This window comes from Helicobacter sp. (genome assembly GCF_029067145.1).
GTDB lineage: Bacteria > Campylobacterota > Campylobacteria > Campylobacterales > Helicobacteraceae > Helicobacter_D.
This window is the reverse complement of record NZ_JAIEFA010000026.1, coordinates 1-16664: the sequence shown is the minus strand read 5'-3', so window position 1 is coordinate 16664 and position 16664 is coordinate 1. Positions and strand designations below refer to the sequence as shown.

General features: G+C 37.8%; 18 protein-coding genes. 12 read left to right on the top strand and 6 right to left on the bottom strand.

Going from position 1 to position 16664, the window contains the following annotated elements; all coding sequences use genetic code 11:
- Window positions 1-35 precede the first annotated feature (35 nt).
- Window positions 36-920, top strand: coding sequence for an OmpA family protein (locus tag K2N75_RS02100; protein ID WP_297680850.1), 885 nt, complete (start codon window positions 36-38; stop codon window positions 918-920).
- 23 nt (window positions 921-943) lie between these two features.
- Window positions 944-2338 carry a chemotaxis protein CheX gene (locus K2N75_RS02095; protein ID WP_297680848.1) on the top strand — a complete coding sequence of 465 codons (1395 nt, stop codon included), beginning with the start codon at window positions 944-946 and terminating at the stop codon, window positions 2336-2338.
- Here K2N75_RS02095 and K2N75_RS02090 read toward each other — a convergent pair.
- The 6 genes from K2N75_RS02090 to K2N75_RS02065 all read right to left on the bottom strand — a co-directional run bounded on the left by K2N75_RS02090 (window position 2327) and on the right by K2N75_RS02065 (window position 8443).
- Window positions 2327-2518: a hypothetical protein gene (locus K2N75_RS02090; protein WP_297680846.1), complete on the bottom strand. Its 192-nt coding sequence runs from the start codon at window positions 2516-2518 to the stop codon at window positions 2327-2329. The two genes, K2N75_RS02095 and K2N75_RS02090, sit on opposite strands and share 12 nt — an antisense overlap.
- A 170-nt stretch (window positions 2519-2688) precedes the next feature.
- Window positions 2689-4806: a methyl-accepting chemotaxis protein gene (locus K2N75_RS02085; protein ID WP_297680844.1), complete on the bottom strand. Its 2118-nt coding sequence runs from the start codon at window positions 4804-4806 to the stop codon at window positions 2689-2691.
- A gap of 292 nt (window positions 4807-5098) precedes the next feature.
- A complete protein-coding gene (locus tag K2N75_RS02080; RefSeq protein ID WP_297680842.1) occupies window positions 5099-5839 on the bottom strand; it encodes a phosphate ABC transporter ATP-binding protein in 741 nt (246 codons plus the stop codon).
- Window positions 5817-6707 (bottom strand): ABC transporter permease subunit, encoded by an 891-nt coding sequence (locus tag K2N75_RS02075; RefSeq protein WP_297680840.1) that lies wholly within the window; start codon window positions 6705-6707, stop codon window positions 5817-5819. The genes K2N75_RS02080 and K2N75_RS02075 overlap by 23 nt, the downstream gene beginning before the upstream one ends.
- Before the next feature lie 9 nt (window positions 6708-6716).
- Entirely contained in the window at window positions 6717-7559 is an 843-nt protein-coding gene (locus K2N75_RS02070) for an ABC transporter permease subunit (protein ID WP_297680838.1), read from the bottom strand.
- On the bottom strand, window positions 7556-8443 hold the full coding sequence (locus tag K2N75_RS02065; protein WP_297680836.1) for a phosphate ABC transporter substrate-binding protein: 888 nt from the start codon (window positions 8441-8443) through the stop codon (window positions 7556-7558). The genes K2N75_RS02070 and K2N75_RS02065 overlap by 4 nt, the downstream gene beginning before the upstream one ends.
- A 242-nt stretch (window positions 8444-8685) precedes the next feature.
- Between K2N75_RS02065 and K2N75_RS02060 the strand changes: the two genes are divergently transcribed.
- The 10 genes from K2N75_RS02060 to K2N75_RS02015 form a co-directional block, all read left to right on the top strand.
- Window positions 8686-9675 (top strand): cation transporter, encoded by a 990-nt coding sequence (locus tag K2N75_RS02060; protein ID WP_297680834.1) that lies wholly within the window; start codon window positions 8686-8688, stop codon window positions 9673-9675.
- Window positions 9676-9804: 129 nt separating this feature from the next.
- Window positions 9805-10218, top strand: coding sequence for a hypothetical protein (locus tag K2N75_RS02055; protein WP_297680832.1), 414 nt, complete (start codon window positions 9805-9807; stop codon window positions 10216-10218).
- 9 nt (window positions 10219-10227) lie between these two features.
- On the top strand, window positions 10228-10587 hold the full coding sequence (gene fliN / locus K2N75_RS02050) for a flagellar motor switch protein FliN (protein ID WP_297680830.1): 360 nt from the start codon (window positions 10228-10230) through the stop codon (window positions 10585-10587).
- Window positions 10584-11105 (top strand): hypothetical protein, encoded by a 522-nt coding sequence (locus K2N75_RS02045; protein ID WP_297680828.1) that lies wholly within the window; start codon window positions 10584-10586, stop codon window positions 11103-11105. Before fliN ends, K2N75_RS02045 begins: the two co-directional genes overlap by 4 nt.
- Window positions 11092-11892, top strand: a complete 801-nt coding sequence (locus tag K2N75_RS02040; RefSeq protein ID WP_297680826.1) for an energy transducer TonB — start codon at window positions 11092-11094, stop codon at window positions 11890-11892. Before K2N75_RS02045 ends, K2N75_RS02040 begins: the two co-directional genes overlap by 14 nt.
- A 103-nt stretch (window positions 11893-11995) precedes the next feature.
- A complete protein-coding gene (rfbA, locus tag K2N75_RS02035) occupies window positions 11996-12874 on the top strand; it encodes a glucose-1-phosphate thymidylyltransferase RfbA (RefSeq protein WP_297680824.1) in 879 nt (292 codons plus the stop codon).
- Window positions 12871-13905: a dTDP-glucose 4,6-dehydratase gene (rfbB, locus tag K2N75_RS02030; RefSeq protein ID WP_297680822.1), complete on the top strand. Its 1035-nt coding sequence runs from the start codon at window positions 12871-12873 to the stop codon at window positions 13903-13905. The genes rfbA and rfbB overlap by 4 nt, the downstream gene beginning before the upstream one ends.
- A gap of 30 nt (window positions 13906-13935) precedes the next feature.
- Window positions 13936-14334 carry an FdtA/QdtA family cupin domain-containing protein gene (locus tag K2N75_RS02025; protein WP_297680821.1) on the top strand — a complete coding sequence of 133 codons (399 nt, stop codon included), beginning with the start codon at window positions 13936-13938 and terminating at the stop codon, window positions 14332-14334.
- 3 nt (window positions 14335-14337) lie between these two features.
- Window positions 14338-15108: a methyltransferase domain-containing protein gene (locus K2N75_RS02020; protein ID WP_297680819.1), complete on the top strand. Its 771-nt coding sequence runs from the start codon at window positions 14338-14340 to the stop codon at window positions 15106-15108.
- Window positions 15109-15711: 603 nt separating this feature from the next.
- The coding region (locus K2N75_RS02015; protein ID WP_297680817.1) for a GNAT family N-acetyltransferase at window positions 15712-16664 on the top strand (953 nt) is incomplete at its 3' end.

The following is a 16664-nucleotide window of genomic DNA, read 5'->3' as shown; positions in this document are numbered from 1 at the left end:
TAATATAAGTTTTATATTGTTTAAAGGAGAAAATTATGAAAAAAATTCTTGCGCTTTCACTCATATTAAGTGGTTCGCTTTTTGCAGCCAACAATCTATTTGAGGTTACTCCGCAAGTTGGTGGAACTTTCCATATTGACAATGATCGCTACAAAAATAGCGCGGATTTAAGCTATGGTTTGAAGTTTGCTAGTCGTGTTGCACCAAGTGTGCTTGTAGAGCTTGGTTATGACCGCGCGGATAGCGCAAAAGGTAGTCAGCAAGGACAATCTACGGATATTAATCGTTATTATATGAACCTTGTAAAAGAATTTGAAGTGTGGGATAAAACTTCTGTTTATATTTTAGGAGGTCTTGGTTATGAGGATTTAAGCCATAATTTCCAAAATATGGATAGTGATTTCTTTGGACAATATGGTGTGGGATTGCGTCATGAAATCGCAGAATACCTCCACCTAAAAACAGAACTCCGACATTTGGCAAGTTTTGATGGACGTAGTGATGTGATTGCAATGGTTGGTTTTAGTATTCCATTTGGAACTTACGCACAACCAGAGCCACAACCAACAGAGGCGTTGTCTCATATCCATACATTCTCTGTGCAATTCCCATTTGATTCTACAAACATTGCACCAGAATATAATGCAGAAATTACAGATTTTGCAGAATATATGAAACAAAATCCAAATCAAACTGCAATCATCAATGGGCATACGGATTCCACAGGAAATTCAGCTTACAATCAACAACTATCTGAACGTCGTGCAACAGCGGTAAAAGATAAAATCATAGAAGAAGGAATCTCTCCAGAGAGATTGGAAGCAAAAGGTTATGGTGAAACAAGACCGATTGCAGATAATGCTACAAAAGAGGGCAGAAAACAAAATAGAAGAGTAGAGGCAGAAGTTTATACCAAATAAGACTTTTATAAAGGTTTGAGGAATTGAGACCTATCATTAAACACGATATTGCGATTTATGCGCCAGATGTGCGCTTGGAGATGAAAGAAGCTAAGGAAATCTGTGGCGTGCTTATCTCCAACAGTGCGACGATTCGTTCTCTCGCACTTAAAGCAGTGTATTTTTCATTTGAGCATATTACACAATTTGATGAAGGCGCGACGATTCTTATTGCTAAAGCTTTGCTTGCTATGCAAAATAAGGTAAGTATTGCAGTAGCGTTCGTGGGCTATAATGATGCACAATTTCCCAAACTGAAATCTCTTTTTCCCAACAAGAGCTTGCCACTTTTTCGCACAGAACATATGGCAAATCTCTTGCTTGGGCTTAAAATTCCTCCGCTAAATCAAAGTGTGATTTATTATGACGCAGATGGTATGATGCAGACGTTGATTTCTCAAGAGCTGACTGCTAAGGGGTATGAGGTAATCTGCGTCAATAGTGGTGAAGAGTTTATGGATAAGCGGCGTCAATATCTTGATAAAGCCATTTACCTTTATGATATTTATTTTGACATTACAGGTAATTTCATTCCCATTACGATTAATAATGGAATCGTGATTTACACGCTTTATAAAAAAGTAGATAAAAATATCTCGCTTTCTTTTAATATCCAAGCACACAATTCACGCTTAAGAGAGGGTTATAGAGTTTTTATTTTTGATGCGAGCGATACCAAAGATTTTAATTTAGCCGCATTGGATTTTATTATGTCCTTAGCGCTCAATAATGCAAAGTTTGGGGCTTGTATTGCAGTTTGTGGGCTAAAAACTCCTTTGGACCACAGCAGACAAGAGCTTTGTGCGCGTAGTAATATTTTGTTTTTTGACAACATAGACAAATGCAGAAATGATACGAAAATTAGAGAGCTTGCTAAAGCACATCAAACTTCACAGCAAAAAAGCAAGGGATTAACTAAGAATTTGGTAGCGCAGTTGCCTGTATTTGTCAATGCCGCAATCGAAACGCTTTCCTCTTTGACGGGTGGCGAGGCAAAACGTACAGATTACAAAGTAACCAAATACAACAAAACCAATGAAATAGATATAATGGGGGCAATGATTACTTTTGAAGGTGATGTAAGCGGAATCGTAGCATTGTGTTTTAGCAAGGTGCTAGTCAAAGAAGCTTCTATGATGCTTTTGGGAGAGGAATCCCAAAGTGATGAAGAGTTATTAGATGTTATTTCGGAATTTACTAACATCATCGCAGGTCGCTCCAAAGCAGTATTGGCTGAAAATAGCATTTCAATTGGAATCTCATTACCAAAAGCCTTTAAAAATGAAGATGAGATTTATCAAGTCCTAACAGATAAACAAGGCGTGCAAATCAATCTACTTTTAAATAACAAATCCTTGATTCTATTTTTAGCCCATTAAGTAAATTCTTTTTTGTAAAATCATAAGTTCTACGATGAAAGCAACGAGATTTACTGCGTTCCAATGACGCACAGGTTTTCTGTTGTTACGAGAAAATTTGAAAATTTCGTGACGCACACAGCGTAGCAGTTCGCCGGCTTTAGCGCAATCTATAATTTTGAATTGCTTTAAATTTTTCATCGTATGTGTTAAGGGGGACGGCTTCGCAAGTAGAACCCCCCCATCGCCCCTTTGTGAGAAAGAAAAGTTTAGAATCCTAAGATTTGAGATTCTATGTTTGCAAGATTCTAGATTACTTCGCTACGCTCGTAATGACGAGAAATCCTTGCAATGCGATTCAAAAAGAGAGGTTAAAATTTCTTTTTATGCACATCATCTAGGATATTTTTTGTAATACCATTAACATTTTTTGTAATGTCATTTGTGATATTTGCGACTTCTACATTTTCATTCGTAACGCTTTCTAACTGCACAATTGCTTCGTTGATTTGTGCGATTCCTTGACTTTGCTCTCGGATAGATTCACTCATTTCGCTGACGCTTTGCACGAGCACATTGACATTTGCTTCAATCTCTCCAAGTGATTTTCCTGTTCTTTCTGCTAGCTTTCTTACCTCATCAGCAACAACTGCAAATCCTCTTCCGTGTTCTCCAGCTCTTGCTGCTTCAATCGCTGCATTTAAAGCTAAAAGATTGGTTTGGTCTGCAATGTCTTTAATTACTCCCACGATTCCTTTAATGTCCTCTGCCTGTCTTGTCGCATCACTTGTTTTATTGCTGACATTTTCCATAGATTGGCTGATTTCTTCTACTGCTGCGGCAGATTGTTGGAGTGAGCTTGCTTGGGATTGTGAGCCCTCCATAAGTTTTTGCATAGATTTGTCTAGCTCGGAAGCTTGCGTAGAGAGTTCTTGAGCGAATCCCGCACTAGCATTTAGCATTTTCTTGATTTCTTCACCTAATGTGTTGGTAGTGATTTCTACGCTTCCTTGTGCATTTTTGACTTCTGTTGTAAAGTCTAATTCTTTGTAGGATTCAAAGACGCGGTGGATTTCATTCATATCACTTCCTACTCTATTTTGTAGCACATCTAGCATATTGTTCAATACATTTTTGAGTTCTACCAATTGTGGGTTTGCGGGTTGTTTTACAATTCTAGCAGTCAAATCTCCATTTTCAATTGCTTTGGCTGTTTGTGCGGATTGCTCAATTGCTTCTTCGTCAATTTTTAAAGAATCTTGCGTGCGTTTGATATTTTCGTTAATAAGTTTTCCCATTATGCCCAACTCATCATTAGCGCGAATTTTAATGAGATGCACATCTTTACTTTCGTGATTAAGAAATTTAAAGAACGAATTAAGAGTATTTATAAGTACTGGCAAGCGATTGCCTAGATTTTTTTGAATATACAAATAAATCAACACCATCGCAACCACGACAAAAATCAATGAAGCAATTGCAATAAGTGTTTGTAAGCGATAAAGAGGAGCTAATACGGAAATTTTAGGAGCGGTTACGATGACAGAAAAATCTGCAAATCTACCCTTAACAGAGAAGCTATCAATCCCAGCAAAGCTATCCACTCCTGAAGTAGTGGTATAATCCACTACGTTTGTTTGTTTGTTTTTGATTGCATTGAACAAATCTTGTGTTTCCTTGCGTGGATTGATTTCTTGGATACTTTTGAGCAAAAATTGTGGATTGGGGTTGGAAATAATAGTGCCCTCACTATCTACTAAGAATTTCATATCCCCCTCGAAAATACTTTCTTTTCTATTGTTTAAGAAGTCATTGATGGAGTGTTCGCTATTTAAGATAAAACCCACCGCTCCCAATACGCGTTTTCTTGAATCAAAGAATGGCATAGCCATCGCAAAGCCGATAAACTCTTCGTTTTCAATTTTGAACCTTCTTGGCTTCCCAAAAAAAACTTTATCATCTCCGTATTTGCCTTGTGTAATAGCGTTTTGGATACTTGCAAGCTCCTTTATCAAAGAATCTCTTGGTTGTTTTTGTGAGACGCCACCAAACTTAGAAGTGTCTTTGTCATAAAGAAGCATCATAAACTCACCCTCTTGTGTGAGATTAATAGGGTTTGCCTTAAAATGTGCAGGAGCGTCTTTGAGATACAAAAATCCATAATCTGCGTAAGAAGAGCTATCAAAAACCCCCTCTAAAACGTCATAAATCCTTAAAAGGTCAAGAGTATGAATATCTGCGTTTTCAAAGATATGGTTCAACACTTTTGCGCTTCCTTGTGTAATGGTCGCTAGCTCTTCTAGCATACCGCTAATATGTGTTGAATCGCCATCCGCAGTTGCTGAAACAATTGTTTTGGCATTTGCTTCCATATTTTCGCTGACGCGATTGGTAATGATAACGCTAAGAATAATAATGCCAACAACAAAGATGGCTCCAATGGAACAAACTAATTTTGTTTGCAGTTTAAGGTCTTTTAAGAATCCCATCGTCAAATCTCCTCATTTTTTCTTAATTTAATGAAAAATCTAATTTTATAATTGATATTATAAAAAAAATATAAAAATCATTATATTTATTAATCATCTATAAGAATAAATTATGATTTTAGTAGGTTGATATTATTCGTATTAAGATTTTATAATATGGTTTGCTTGTGTTCTTGTGAGATTTTTAATATTTGGATTGCTTCACTTCGTTTGCAATGACGAGGGGGGAATCGTCGCAAGAATACAAGTGGGCAGACATTTTAGATTTATCTTTGCAATGAATGTATGCCCTTTATTCGCCCAAGCCAGCTTCTAAGGCTTTTTTGTCTTTTGGCATTTTAAGGATTTGGCTTGTGCCGTTTTGGACGCGCATAATCGCAACACAATCCGCAATTCTTAATGCTTGGTCAATATTATGAGAAATCATTACGAGCGTGTGCGTACGGGCAAGTTCGGTAAAAAGCTCTTCAATGATTCTTTGAGAGTGCAAATCTAGCGCGCTTGTGGGTTCATCTAAAAGTAGGATTTTGGGTTTAAGACTTAGAATCCTTGCAAGAAGCAATCGCTGCTGTTCTCCACCAGAGAGACGCAAGGCGTTGTCTTTGAGGCGATTTTTGAAACTCTCCCAAAGCCCCACTTGTTGTAAGGATTCGCAAATCCGCGATTCTATAGCATTTTTGTCTAAATCTGTGAGTAAGGAGAGAGGCAAGGCAAGATTTTTTTCAATGCTTAGATTAAAGGGTTGTGGTGTTTGAAAAAGCATACCAATATTTTGACGCAAAATCTCGGGCGAAATGCTTTGGATATTAACCAAAGAATCGGATTCTAAATTAGCATAAATTTCTCCCGCAACTTCCCCACCCATTTCCTCGCAAAGCCGATTAATACAACGCAAAAAAGTGCTTTTGCCACAACCAGAAGCACCAAGTAGCGTAAAGATTCCATATTGTGGAATCTCTAAATTAAGATTTGTAAAAATCTGCTTTGCTCCAAAGCGCACACCAAGATTTTCAATTTTGAGACTTAAGGACATACAATCTCCTTTTTGAGATTCCTTTGAGGATTCCGCCTAGAAGCAATAAGAATCCGCAAAGACAAAGCAACACTAAGCTTGCGCCCATTGCATTTTGCAGCTCTAATTGCGTTTGGTAGTTTTGTGAGTTGTAATAGATATAAAAGGAGAGCGATTCAAATCTGCCAAACAGCCCATTGGGCAAGCCTGCATTTGCCACTGCGCCGACAAACATTACTACTGCAGTATCCTCTGCTACTCTACCAAGTGCTAAAATCGCGCCGCTTAGGATTCCATTCCTTGCTTCAGGAAGCAAGAAGTGCCATAGAATTGCACCCTTTTTTAATCCCAAGCTTTGAGCATTGAGCATTAAATCTTGTGGCACAGACAAAAGGGCTTCTTTGGTCGTGGCGATTAAGGTAGGTAAAACAAGCAAAGCAAGGCAGAGGGCAGCAAGCAAAAGGCAACTATTTGCCTGCGGCAAAAAGTGATTTTTGAGCCATAGAATGCTTAAAAAACCAAATAAGCCCATAATCACTGATGGAATCCCTGCAAGAATATCCACCATTGTATTTAAAAACCATTTTTGGAAAGGAGAGGCATAAAAACTTAGGTAGATTCCGCAGCCAATTCCCGGTGCAATGGCAAGTAAAAGGCTTAAGATAACAAGCCACAAAGTGCCAATCACTGCCGGAAAGATTCCATTAAAAACCGCCACTTGCCCAAAGATTACCGACAAAGGGGAGTGATTGCCAAAAAACAAGCGTAAATCTAGCACACTAAACCCGCGCCAAAATACCCAAAGAAGCAAAAGCAACACGACTAAACCGACACAAGTTGCGCTACAAAAACTTAAAAAATAAAGAAAATTTGCAAGTTTGCGCTGCATTGTGAAATCCTAAAGGGCTTTGGAATCTTTATGCAAGATTCCACGCGCAAACAAAGCCAAAAGCGCATTGACAACAATCAGCAAAAAGCCTGAAACAAAAAGGGCATTGTATGCTTCGCCAATGGATTCGTTTGCTGTGATTAAGGCGATATGCGCACTTAGGGCACGCAAAGGGTCTAGTGGTGATGTGGCAAGAAGGAGCGCGTTAGAGGAAAGCATAAGTGCAATCATCGTATCGCCAAATGCCCTACCAAATCCTAGCAAAAATGCGCCCAAAGCAACACTTTTAGCTTTTGGAATCACAACAAAAAGCAAAGTTTCAAAATCACGCATTCCAAGTGCAAGGGCAGGCAGATGGTGATTTACAAATGGTTTTTTGAGCCCTGATTCTAGAAGTAAAACCATTGTCGGGAGAATCACAAGATTTAAGACAAGGATACAAGCTAGGAGATTCCTACCGCTTCCCCCAAATGCCTCACGCAAAAGTGGCACAAGCAAAAACAATGCGCCAAACGCATATAAAACGGTGGGGATAGAACCCATAAAACGCACGAGAAAACCTAGATAATTTTGTAAGATTCTGCCCTTTTTTGACTTCATAGGCAAAATAAGCCAACAAGCCATTCCTAAGCTACAAGGAAATGCGACAAGCAAGGTGCTAAAGCTTAGAATCAAGGAATTAACAAGCATAGTAAGAATCCCAAATTCTTGGGCTTTGGGATTCCAACTGAAATGCAGAGTAAGGCTTGGATTGGACGCAAGCGTTTGCAGTCCGAATCCTCCAATCACAACAAAAAGCAAGCAAATGCCGCTAACTGCTGTGATTGTCGCTAGAGTTGCGGCAAGTTTCATTTGGGAAGTGGAATATAGCCTGATTGTTGAATAAACTCCGCACCATCATCTGAATAAATATAATCTATAAATAGCTTTGTAAGCCCTTGTGGTTCTCCTTTTGTATTCATATACAAAAGTCTTGAGATTTGGTAAGCACCTTCTTTTGTTTTTTCTTGCGTTGGGGCGACGCCCTCAAATGAGACTCCTTGAATGCTATCGTCTAAATGTCCGATTCCAACATAGCCAATCGCATTTTTATCCTGTGCAATTGCAATTTTCATTGCTCCATTAGAGCTTACGACATTTGCATTTTGAGGAATCTCTGTTCCTTTATTTAAGCCTTTGGATTCAAAAGTATCCCGCGTGCCACTGCCATCTTCGCGCACATAAAGATTGATTGCGCCATCGTTTCCGCCCAACTCATTCCAATTTTTCACTGCACCGCTAAAGATTTGGCTTGCTTGTTCTTTGGTGAGATTTGCAATAGGGTTTTCTTTATGTACCGCAATAGCAACGCCATCTACTGCAAAAGGAAAAGATACCAAGTTGTATTTTTCAATTTCTTGAGGCTTTAGCGCGCGACCTGTATTTCCGATGTCCGCCAAGCCCTCGCCCGCTTTTGTGATTCCAGCACCTGTGCCACCGCCTGTAATGCTAATGGTGATATTAGGATTAGAAGCCATAATTGCTTCGGCTGCTTTTTTCATCACTGGAATGTGTGCTGTGCCACCCGCAATGTCAATTTTACCTTTTTGGTCAGCGAAAACCAAAAGAGCTGCACTTGGAGCAGCATTAGCTTGATTGGATTCTATAGAATCCTTAGAATTTGACCCACAACCGGTGAATGCACCAAATGTGAGCAACAAGACTGAAGCAGATAAAAGTGTAGAAACTTTTAGCATATTGATTCCTTTTGTGAGATTTAAACTCGCAATTCTAGCAAAATTATCTTTAAATGTTTTTGTTTTGGTTAAATAAATTTTAATTTTTAGTCTTTGCAAATATAGTAAGGTAATCCATCGTAAAGATTGCTTTTTGCGAAATTTAGATTGCCACGATTCATTAGAATTTTGTAAAAAAGAGAGATTTTACTATACAATCTTAAAATGCGTTATAATTTTGCTAAATTTACAGAGGTTGCTAAATGAAATTAAGAATCCCAACGAGTAATTATGGCAAAAAAGTACGCCAGAAGTTTTCACAACCTTTACAGGCGCAGCAACCTTTGCTAGCAAACAATCAACAAGAACAATTTGTCTTAAAAGTTTCTATGTATAGTGCCTTATTGTTGGCAATTTTAGGAATCGCCTTTGGGCTTGGATTCAAAAGCTCGGCAATCGTATTTGATGGAATCATTGCTCTTATTTCAGTAGGATTGGGACTTTTGAGTGTGATTACCTCACGCTTTATTTATCGTGAAGATGATGATGTGTTTCAATATGGTTATGTTCGTTTTGAACCTATGGTGAATCTTTTTAAGAGTTTAATTCTCATCATCGTTTGTATTTACGCTCTAATAGGTGGAATAGAAGATATTTTGAGTGGGGGATATACTTTGCAAATCAATGGAGCAGTGATTTACACATTTTGTGCTTTTGTGCTTTGTTTGATTATTTTTGTCTTTACGCGATTTTATGCTAAACGACTAGATTCTGAACTTATTGGCGTGGATAATGTGGAGTGGAAAATTGATAGTGTTTTATATCTTGGAGCATTGTTTGCTTTTGGGGCGATTGTGTTGTTTGACCCAGAACAACAGGAATCTTTGACGCGTTATATTGACCCAATTTTGCTTGTGCTATTAAGCGTGTTTTTGGCTTTTACGCCTGTTAAGATTTTTATTGCAAATCTTAAAGATTTGATGATGATTGCTCCTCAAGAATTAGATGATAAAATTACAGAAGTTATGGAGAATTTGAGTGCGGAATATGGGTTTGAAGATTATGATACACATGTCGCAAAAAGTGGAAGATTTTTTATGATTGAAGTGAATCTTTTGGTAACAGACGCAAATGCAAAATTGAGTGCAGGTGAAATAGATGTAATTCGTAACAAAATTGAACAATCCTTAGAGATTCCAAGCTATAAAATTTGGCTGCTCGTCAGCCTCACTGCGAATCCAAAGTGGCTGTGATATGCTATAATCTTGAAAAATTTTAAATAAAATCCTTCTAAATCAATTAGAATTACAGCAAAGATAAATAAAAATTAGCTATAATGATTTTTAATAATTTTTGTTTAACTTAAAATTAAGGTCATTTTTATGAAAGGAATCATTGAAAAGGCATTTATTCAAGCCATAGAAGATACGCTTGAGAAAACCCCTACGCGTTGCGATAATAAACTTTTATGCGGTTATCTCTCTAGCATTGATCTTATCTTTGGAGATGATACCAAAGGAACGGTTACTTTTGTAAGTTCTAAAGAGTTTTTGAATATTTTGTCTTTTGGATTATTTGGAGAAGATGCAAAAGACGATTTGACTTTGCAAGACCTATCACAAGAGTTGGCAAACTTGACGATTGGGCTTGGGAAGGTGCTTGCGATTAAAGAGGGGAAAAGCTTTAATATCAAAACTCCGCGCGTATTTGGTTATGGTGAATTTCAAGACAAACAATACAATCATTTGGATTTTACGCTTGAAGGCGCGCCGTGTTCATTATTTTTGCATAGATAAAGGGAAGTTATGCCAGCAGATGAATTTACATTAGCCAAAATCCAAGCCCCTAAACAAGAAGATTTAGTGCGATATTTAGACGGGATTATGAACAATTATAGCGGGCTTTTGGATATGGGAGTGATTTTTAAATCCGAACTTGGTTCTACCAAAGTGCCGCTATTGGATATTTTACGCTTTGAGAAAGGTTCTATTATTGACTTACAAAAACCCGCCGGAGAGAGTGTAGAGATTTATATTAATGGACGAATCATCGGCAAGGGCGAGGTAATGGTTTATGAAAAAAACCTTGCAATTCGTGTCAATGAGATTCTTGATTCTAATGCGATTGTTTATTATCTAACGCGAGAGAGTATCGGCACGGTATGAGAGCGGTGCTTGCGCTTGTGTGCGGAATCTTGCTTTTTGGCGCAACCTTAAATGCAAGCCAAATGCGCGAAGAAAATGCAAACACGGAATCTTTATTGCAAGGAATGTCGTCGGATTCTAAGATTTCAGAATTTGCTTTTGAAATGGGAAAATCTCCGCTTGAAAGCATTAATATGTTGCAATATTTTGGCGTGATTTTAATTTTAGTCGGACTTTTGATTTTTTTGTGGTATGTGAAAAATCGCCTCAATTCCCCACAAATCAAGACTACTAAAGCCAATGTATTGGGCGCATTGTTTGACAAAAATTCAACAGGTGCCGTGCAAATTCAATCTATCACGACTTTGGGGTTAAATAGTAAGTTGATTGTGTTTGAAGCTCATCAAAAGCGGTATTTAGTGATTTTGGGTAATAGTTATGCAAAATTAGTGGATTCTTATTCCATAGAATCAGAAAGTGCCGTGCAAGAATCATTTAAGGAATTATTAGAGCAAGAGTTGCCAAGTGAAGCGAAATGATTTCCTCGCACTTTTTTTGTCTTTAGCAATTCACGCATTGTTGCTTTTGCTTTTTTTGTGGGAGTCGCGTTTGAGTGATTTGTATCACCCGCCGCGTTTAGGGACACAAGAGGGCGAACGTGTGAGTTTGAAGCATTTTAGATTTTCACAAGGTGGCGAAGGGCAAAATAGAGAGCAATCTCCTGCGCCACAGGCGAAGTTAGAATCTGCACCGCGTGCGCAAGAAGCCCCGAAAGCAAAAGCACAAAAGCCAAAGCCCCAAACAAATCCATCAAAATCTGCGCAATCTAAGCCTGCGAAAAAGCAAGATTCAAAATCATCTAGCGAATCTTTGGCGCAAAGTCTAGCAAGACCACAGATGCAATCTACTCAGAATCATCAAAATGCTTCGGGCACAGCTGGTGCGCCGCATTCTCCCTCTATCTATGATTTTGGCAAAGATATGTCCAATCAGGAGGTAAAAGACCTCTATGGCGAGGAGTTTGGCTCACTTGACGCGGAGCAAAGGAAGTTTATCAAGGATAACCTAAGTGGAATCGGACGCATTACACAAAGGTATTTGAAATATCCAACAATCGCAGGTAAAATGGGGCAACAAGGGGATAATATCGTGGAATTTTATTTGTATCCCAATGGAGATATTTCTGACCTTAAACTCCTTACGCCAAGCGGCTTTACCCTGCTAGATGACAATAGCGTGCATACAATCAAAATCGCCTATAAGGACTATCCTTATCCAAGTGTGAAAACCAAGATTCGCATTCGGGTGATGTATAGGATATATTAAGAGATTGCAATATATCGGGATAGCAAGTTAAATTCAAGTGTTTAATAAAATTTACAAATAATATGTTAATATAAAATTTTGATAATCTATTTAAGGAATTTCTATGAAAGGCATTGTTTTGGCAGGTGGGAGTGGGACGAGACTATACCCTGCTACTTTAATGGTTTCAAAGCAGCTTTTGCCAATTTATGATAAGCCTATGATTTATTATCCGCTCTCTGTGCTTATGCTTGCTAAGATAAGAGAGGTTTTGATAGTTTCTACACCAAAGGATACACCAAGATTCAAAGAGATTTTTGGAAATGGCGAGTGGCTCGGTATGCAGATTGAATACTGCGTGCAAGAATCCCCCGATGGTTTAGCGCAAGGCTTGATTCTCGCAGAATCCTTTGTGGGAAATGATGATATAGCTTTGATTTTGGGTGATAATATTTTTTATGGACAGGGTTTTTCGGAAATGCTTTTAAGAGCAAAAGAGAATGCGTATAATGGGGGAGCTACGATTTTTTCTTATCGCGTGAAAGATCCTTGTCGTTTTGGTGTGGCAGAATTTGACAAATTGGGAAATGTATTAAGCTTAGAAGAGAAGCCTAAAAACCCAAAGAGTAATTTTGCAGTTACGGGATTGTATTTTTATGATAATACTGCCATAGAGATAGCAAAATCACTTAAGCCAAGTGCGCGAGGGGAGCTAGAAATTACCGATGTGAATATTGCTTATCTTAAAGCTGGCAAACTTCGTTCTGAAATTTTAGGACGTGGCTTTGCGTGGCTTGATACCGGCACGCACGATTCTCTTGTGGAGGCTTCAAGTTTTGTTCAAACGATTGAATTGCGACAAGGTTATAAAATAGCGTGTTTGGAGGAAATCGCCTACCACAACGGCTGGATTAATCAAAATCAGCTTTTAGACAGAGCTAGAATTTTGGATAAAAGTGGCTATGGAAGCTACCTTCGCAATCTTTTAGAGGATATGCGATGAGAAATATCTTAATCACTGGTGGGGCAGGATTTATCGGAAGTAATTTTATTCTTTATTTTTTAAAAAAGTATCCAAATTATCGTTTAATCAATGTAGATTCGCTCACTTATGCGGGAGATTTGCAAAATCTAAGTGGTGTGGAAAACTACCCAAACTATATTTTTGAAAAGGGTGATATTTGTGATAAGAATTTTATTAAGGATATTTTCGCACACTATGCAATAGATTCTGTCATTCATTTTGCTGCGGAATCGCACGTGGATAACTCTATAAAAAATCCAAGTGCCTTTGTAGAGACAAATGTCAATGGCACTTTTAATCTGCTTCATAATGCGTATTTGAGCTGGTTTGATGCGCCAAGTTGCCCCAAAGCGCATAAAGAGCATTGCATTTTTCATCATATTAGCACCGATGAGGTGTTTGGCTCATTGGGGGAGAGTGGATATTTTAGTGAATTTACCCCCTACGCGCCAAACTCGCCTTATTCTGCCTCCAAAGCAAGTAGCGATATGTTTGTTAGAAGTTATCATCATACGTATGGCTTGAAAACCTTTATCACAAATTGTTCTAACAATTATGGACCAAAGCAACACGATGAAAAGTTGATTCCTACGATTATTCGCAATGCTTTGGCTGATAAGGAGATTCCAATTTATGGTGATGGACAAAATATTCGTGATTGGCTATATGTAGAAGACCATTGCAGGGCGATTGATAGTGTATTTCATTCTTCTTATTTTGGTGAGAGTTTTAATGTTGGCGGGAATTGTGAGCGCACCAATATACAGATTGCGAAGCAAATTTGTGCGCTGTTAGATTCATTGAAGCCAAAGTCAAGCGGAGAATCTTATCAAAATCAAATTACATTTGTGCAAGATAGAGCAGGGCACGATAGACGCTATGCGATAGATTCTAGTAGAATAAGCAAATGTTTAGGTTGGAATCCCAAAGAAAGTTTTGAGAGCGGGCTTGAAAAAACTATAAAATGGTATATTGAGAAATATAAAAATAAGAAAATCAATGGATTGTAAATATATCTTATCTAATGTTAAGGTTATTCAATGAATTATCAATTAATCCAACTTAAAGTTATAGGCGATGAGCGGGGCAAACTCATCTCTTTAGAAGCCCATAAAAATTTGCCCTTTGCTATAAAAAGAGTGTATTATATGTTTGATACATCGCCTGATGAGCCGCGAGGATTCCACGCTCACAAAGAGCTAGAACAACTTGTCATTGCCATAGATGGTGCGTGTGAGTTTGTGCTTGATGATGGAAAAAATAAAGAATCTGTATGGCTTAATCGCCCTGATGTTGGGCTATATATTGGCAAAAATATGTGGCGGGAAATGCGGAATTTCTCTTATGGGTGTAAGCTAATGATACTTGCTAGTGATTATTATGATGAGAGTGAGTATATTAGGGACTATGCGGAGTTTTTGAAAATGGTGAAAGGATAAGTGATGCAGCGCGACATAGAAAACTACACACAAAAGTATTTAGCAAAGGATTTTAGTGATTTTGAATCCTATATGGTGGCGTTTCGGCGTAATAAGGTTTTAGAGTTTCTATGGGGGCAAAAGGCGCAAAATATCCTAGAAGTTGGTTGTGGAATGGAATCTGTTGCGAAGCATTATAAGGATTTTAAGAATTTTGTGATTGTTGAACCCTCTAATGTGTTTGTGGAAAATGCACAAAAAGATTTTAAAGAGGATTCTAGGATAAAGATTTTGAGCGGGTTTATAGAGGATAATATTAATGAGATTCAACAAGTTGTAGAATCTGCGGGTGGGCTTCACTGCATTGTTTTGAGTAGTCTTTTGCACGAAGTTACGAATCCTAAGCAATTTTTAAGTGAGATTCTACCTCTTTTAAAATCCGATACAATTCTGCACATCAATGTGCCCAATGCGCGTTCTTTTCATTTGCTTTGGGCGTATGAATCTGGGCTTATCCCACAGCTTGGGGCTTTAAGTGCTACTGCAAAGTCTTTGCAACAACATACAGCCTTTACTATGGAATCCCTTTGTGCGCTCGTAGAGGAAGTGGGGTTAGAAGTCATAGAGAGTGGGAGCTATTTCTTAAAACCCTTTAACCACGCTAAAATGTCTTTAGCCTTGCAAAATGGAATCTTAGATGAGGATTTATTGTGTGGATTAGAAAAAATGGTGCAATACGCCCCAAATCTCGGAGCTGAAATCTTTGTGAATGTGAGAAAGAGACAACACAGATAAACCAAAGTTTAAAATTATTTGCTATACTTTTAAGGATTTATTTGGGAGAGATGAATGCGTTTAGTGATTGTAGGTGATATAAGCAGTATGGGGCAAAGTGGATTTTGTTGAATAATAAAGATTTGAAACTTTTTATCTAACCCTTGACCATTGGTTATTATTGGAGTTAAAGTAAGTGATATACAGATTGCAATCTCTATTAAGACAAATAAAGATTTCCAAGCTTATTACATTAAAATAAATACTAAAACCTAAAGGTTTTAGTCAAACAAAATATTATGCTTTGGATATAATTTGCCCTAACTATCTTTTGGTTTTTTAAATTTTGCGCCACATGAACTACATTTTGTGCATTCTCTACCATTGGGTGTTAAAAAAATGTAAATTTACCACAATTGGGACAAATTTTTCCCGCCATAACTCAACTCCTTTTTTGCGATTAGATTTATAAATGTGATTACATGATAAATATAATTAAATATAAATAAATAAAAATTTTACTTTATTTTGGAATTAGCAATATAGCTTAAACTTTTAATGTCATATTATTAAAAAATAATGTAAAATAGTAAATTATACAAGTAAAAACAACGAGGAATAAGATTGATTCATATCCAGCCATATAGCAAAGATTCTAAACCCCTTTGGAATGCCTTTAACGCAGAATCCAAAAATGGGCTTTTTATGTTTGATAGGGATTATATGGAGTATCATTCGGATAGATTTGTGGATAATTCTTTAATGTTTTATGAGGAGGATAAGCTTTTAGCTCTCCTACCTTTAAATAAAGAGGGCGATACTCTATATTCTCATCAGGGACTTACCTTTGGAGGATTTATTACAAGTAAGGCAATGAAACAAGAAAAAATGTGTGAATGCCTCAATGTTTTGTTTGCATATATGCAAAATAGGGGCATACAAAAGCTTATTTATAAAGCAATTCCTTATATCTACCACAAAATCCCCTCTCAAGAGGATTTATACGCACTTTTTACACATAAGGCGCGGCTTTACCGCGTGGATTGCTCCACGACTATTGCTTTAACGCACTCTATTTCTTTGCCCAAAGGGAGGAAGTCTCAAATCTCTCGCGCTAAAAGGGAGGGTGTGGAGATTCACCAAAGTGAGGATTTTTCCACATTTGTTGCTTTGCTTAATGATGTACTACATACTCGCCACCAGAGCAAAGCAGTGCATAATGCAGAGGAGCTAAGCCTTTTAAGCGGGAGATTTCCTGAATTTATCAAACTTTTTATTGCGCATCAAGCAGAGGCAATCCTCGCTGGTGCGCTGCTTTTCATCTACCCAAACCTTATCCATACGCAATATTTAGCCGTCAATGACAAGGGCAGGGAAATAGGTGCATTAGATTTGCTCCTTAAAACTTTGATTGATACTTATGCGGAGTCTAAAACTTACTTTGACTTTGGAATCTCCACAGAAAATAATGGTACTTTGTTAAATGCGGGGCTAATTTCTCAAAAAGAAAGCTTTGGCGGACGCACAATCACTCATCAATTCTATGAACTTCTAGCGGGGGGGGGGGCATTAAAGAG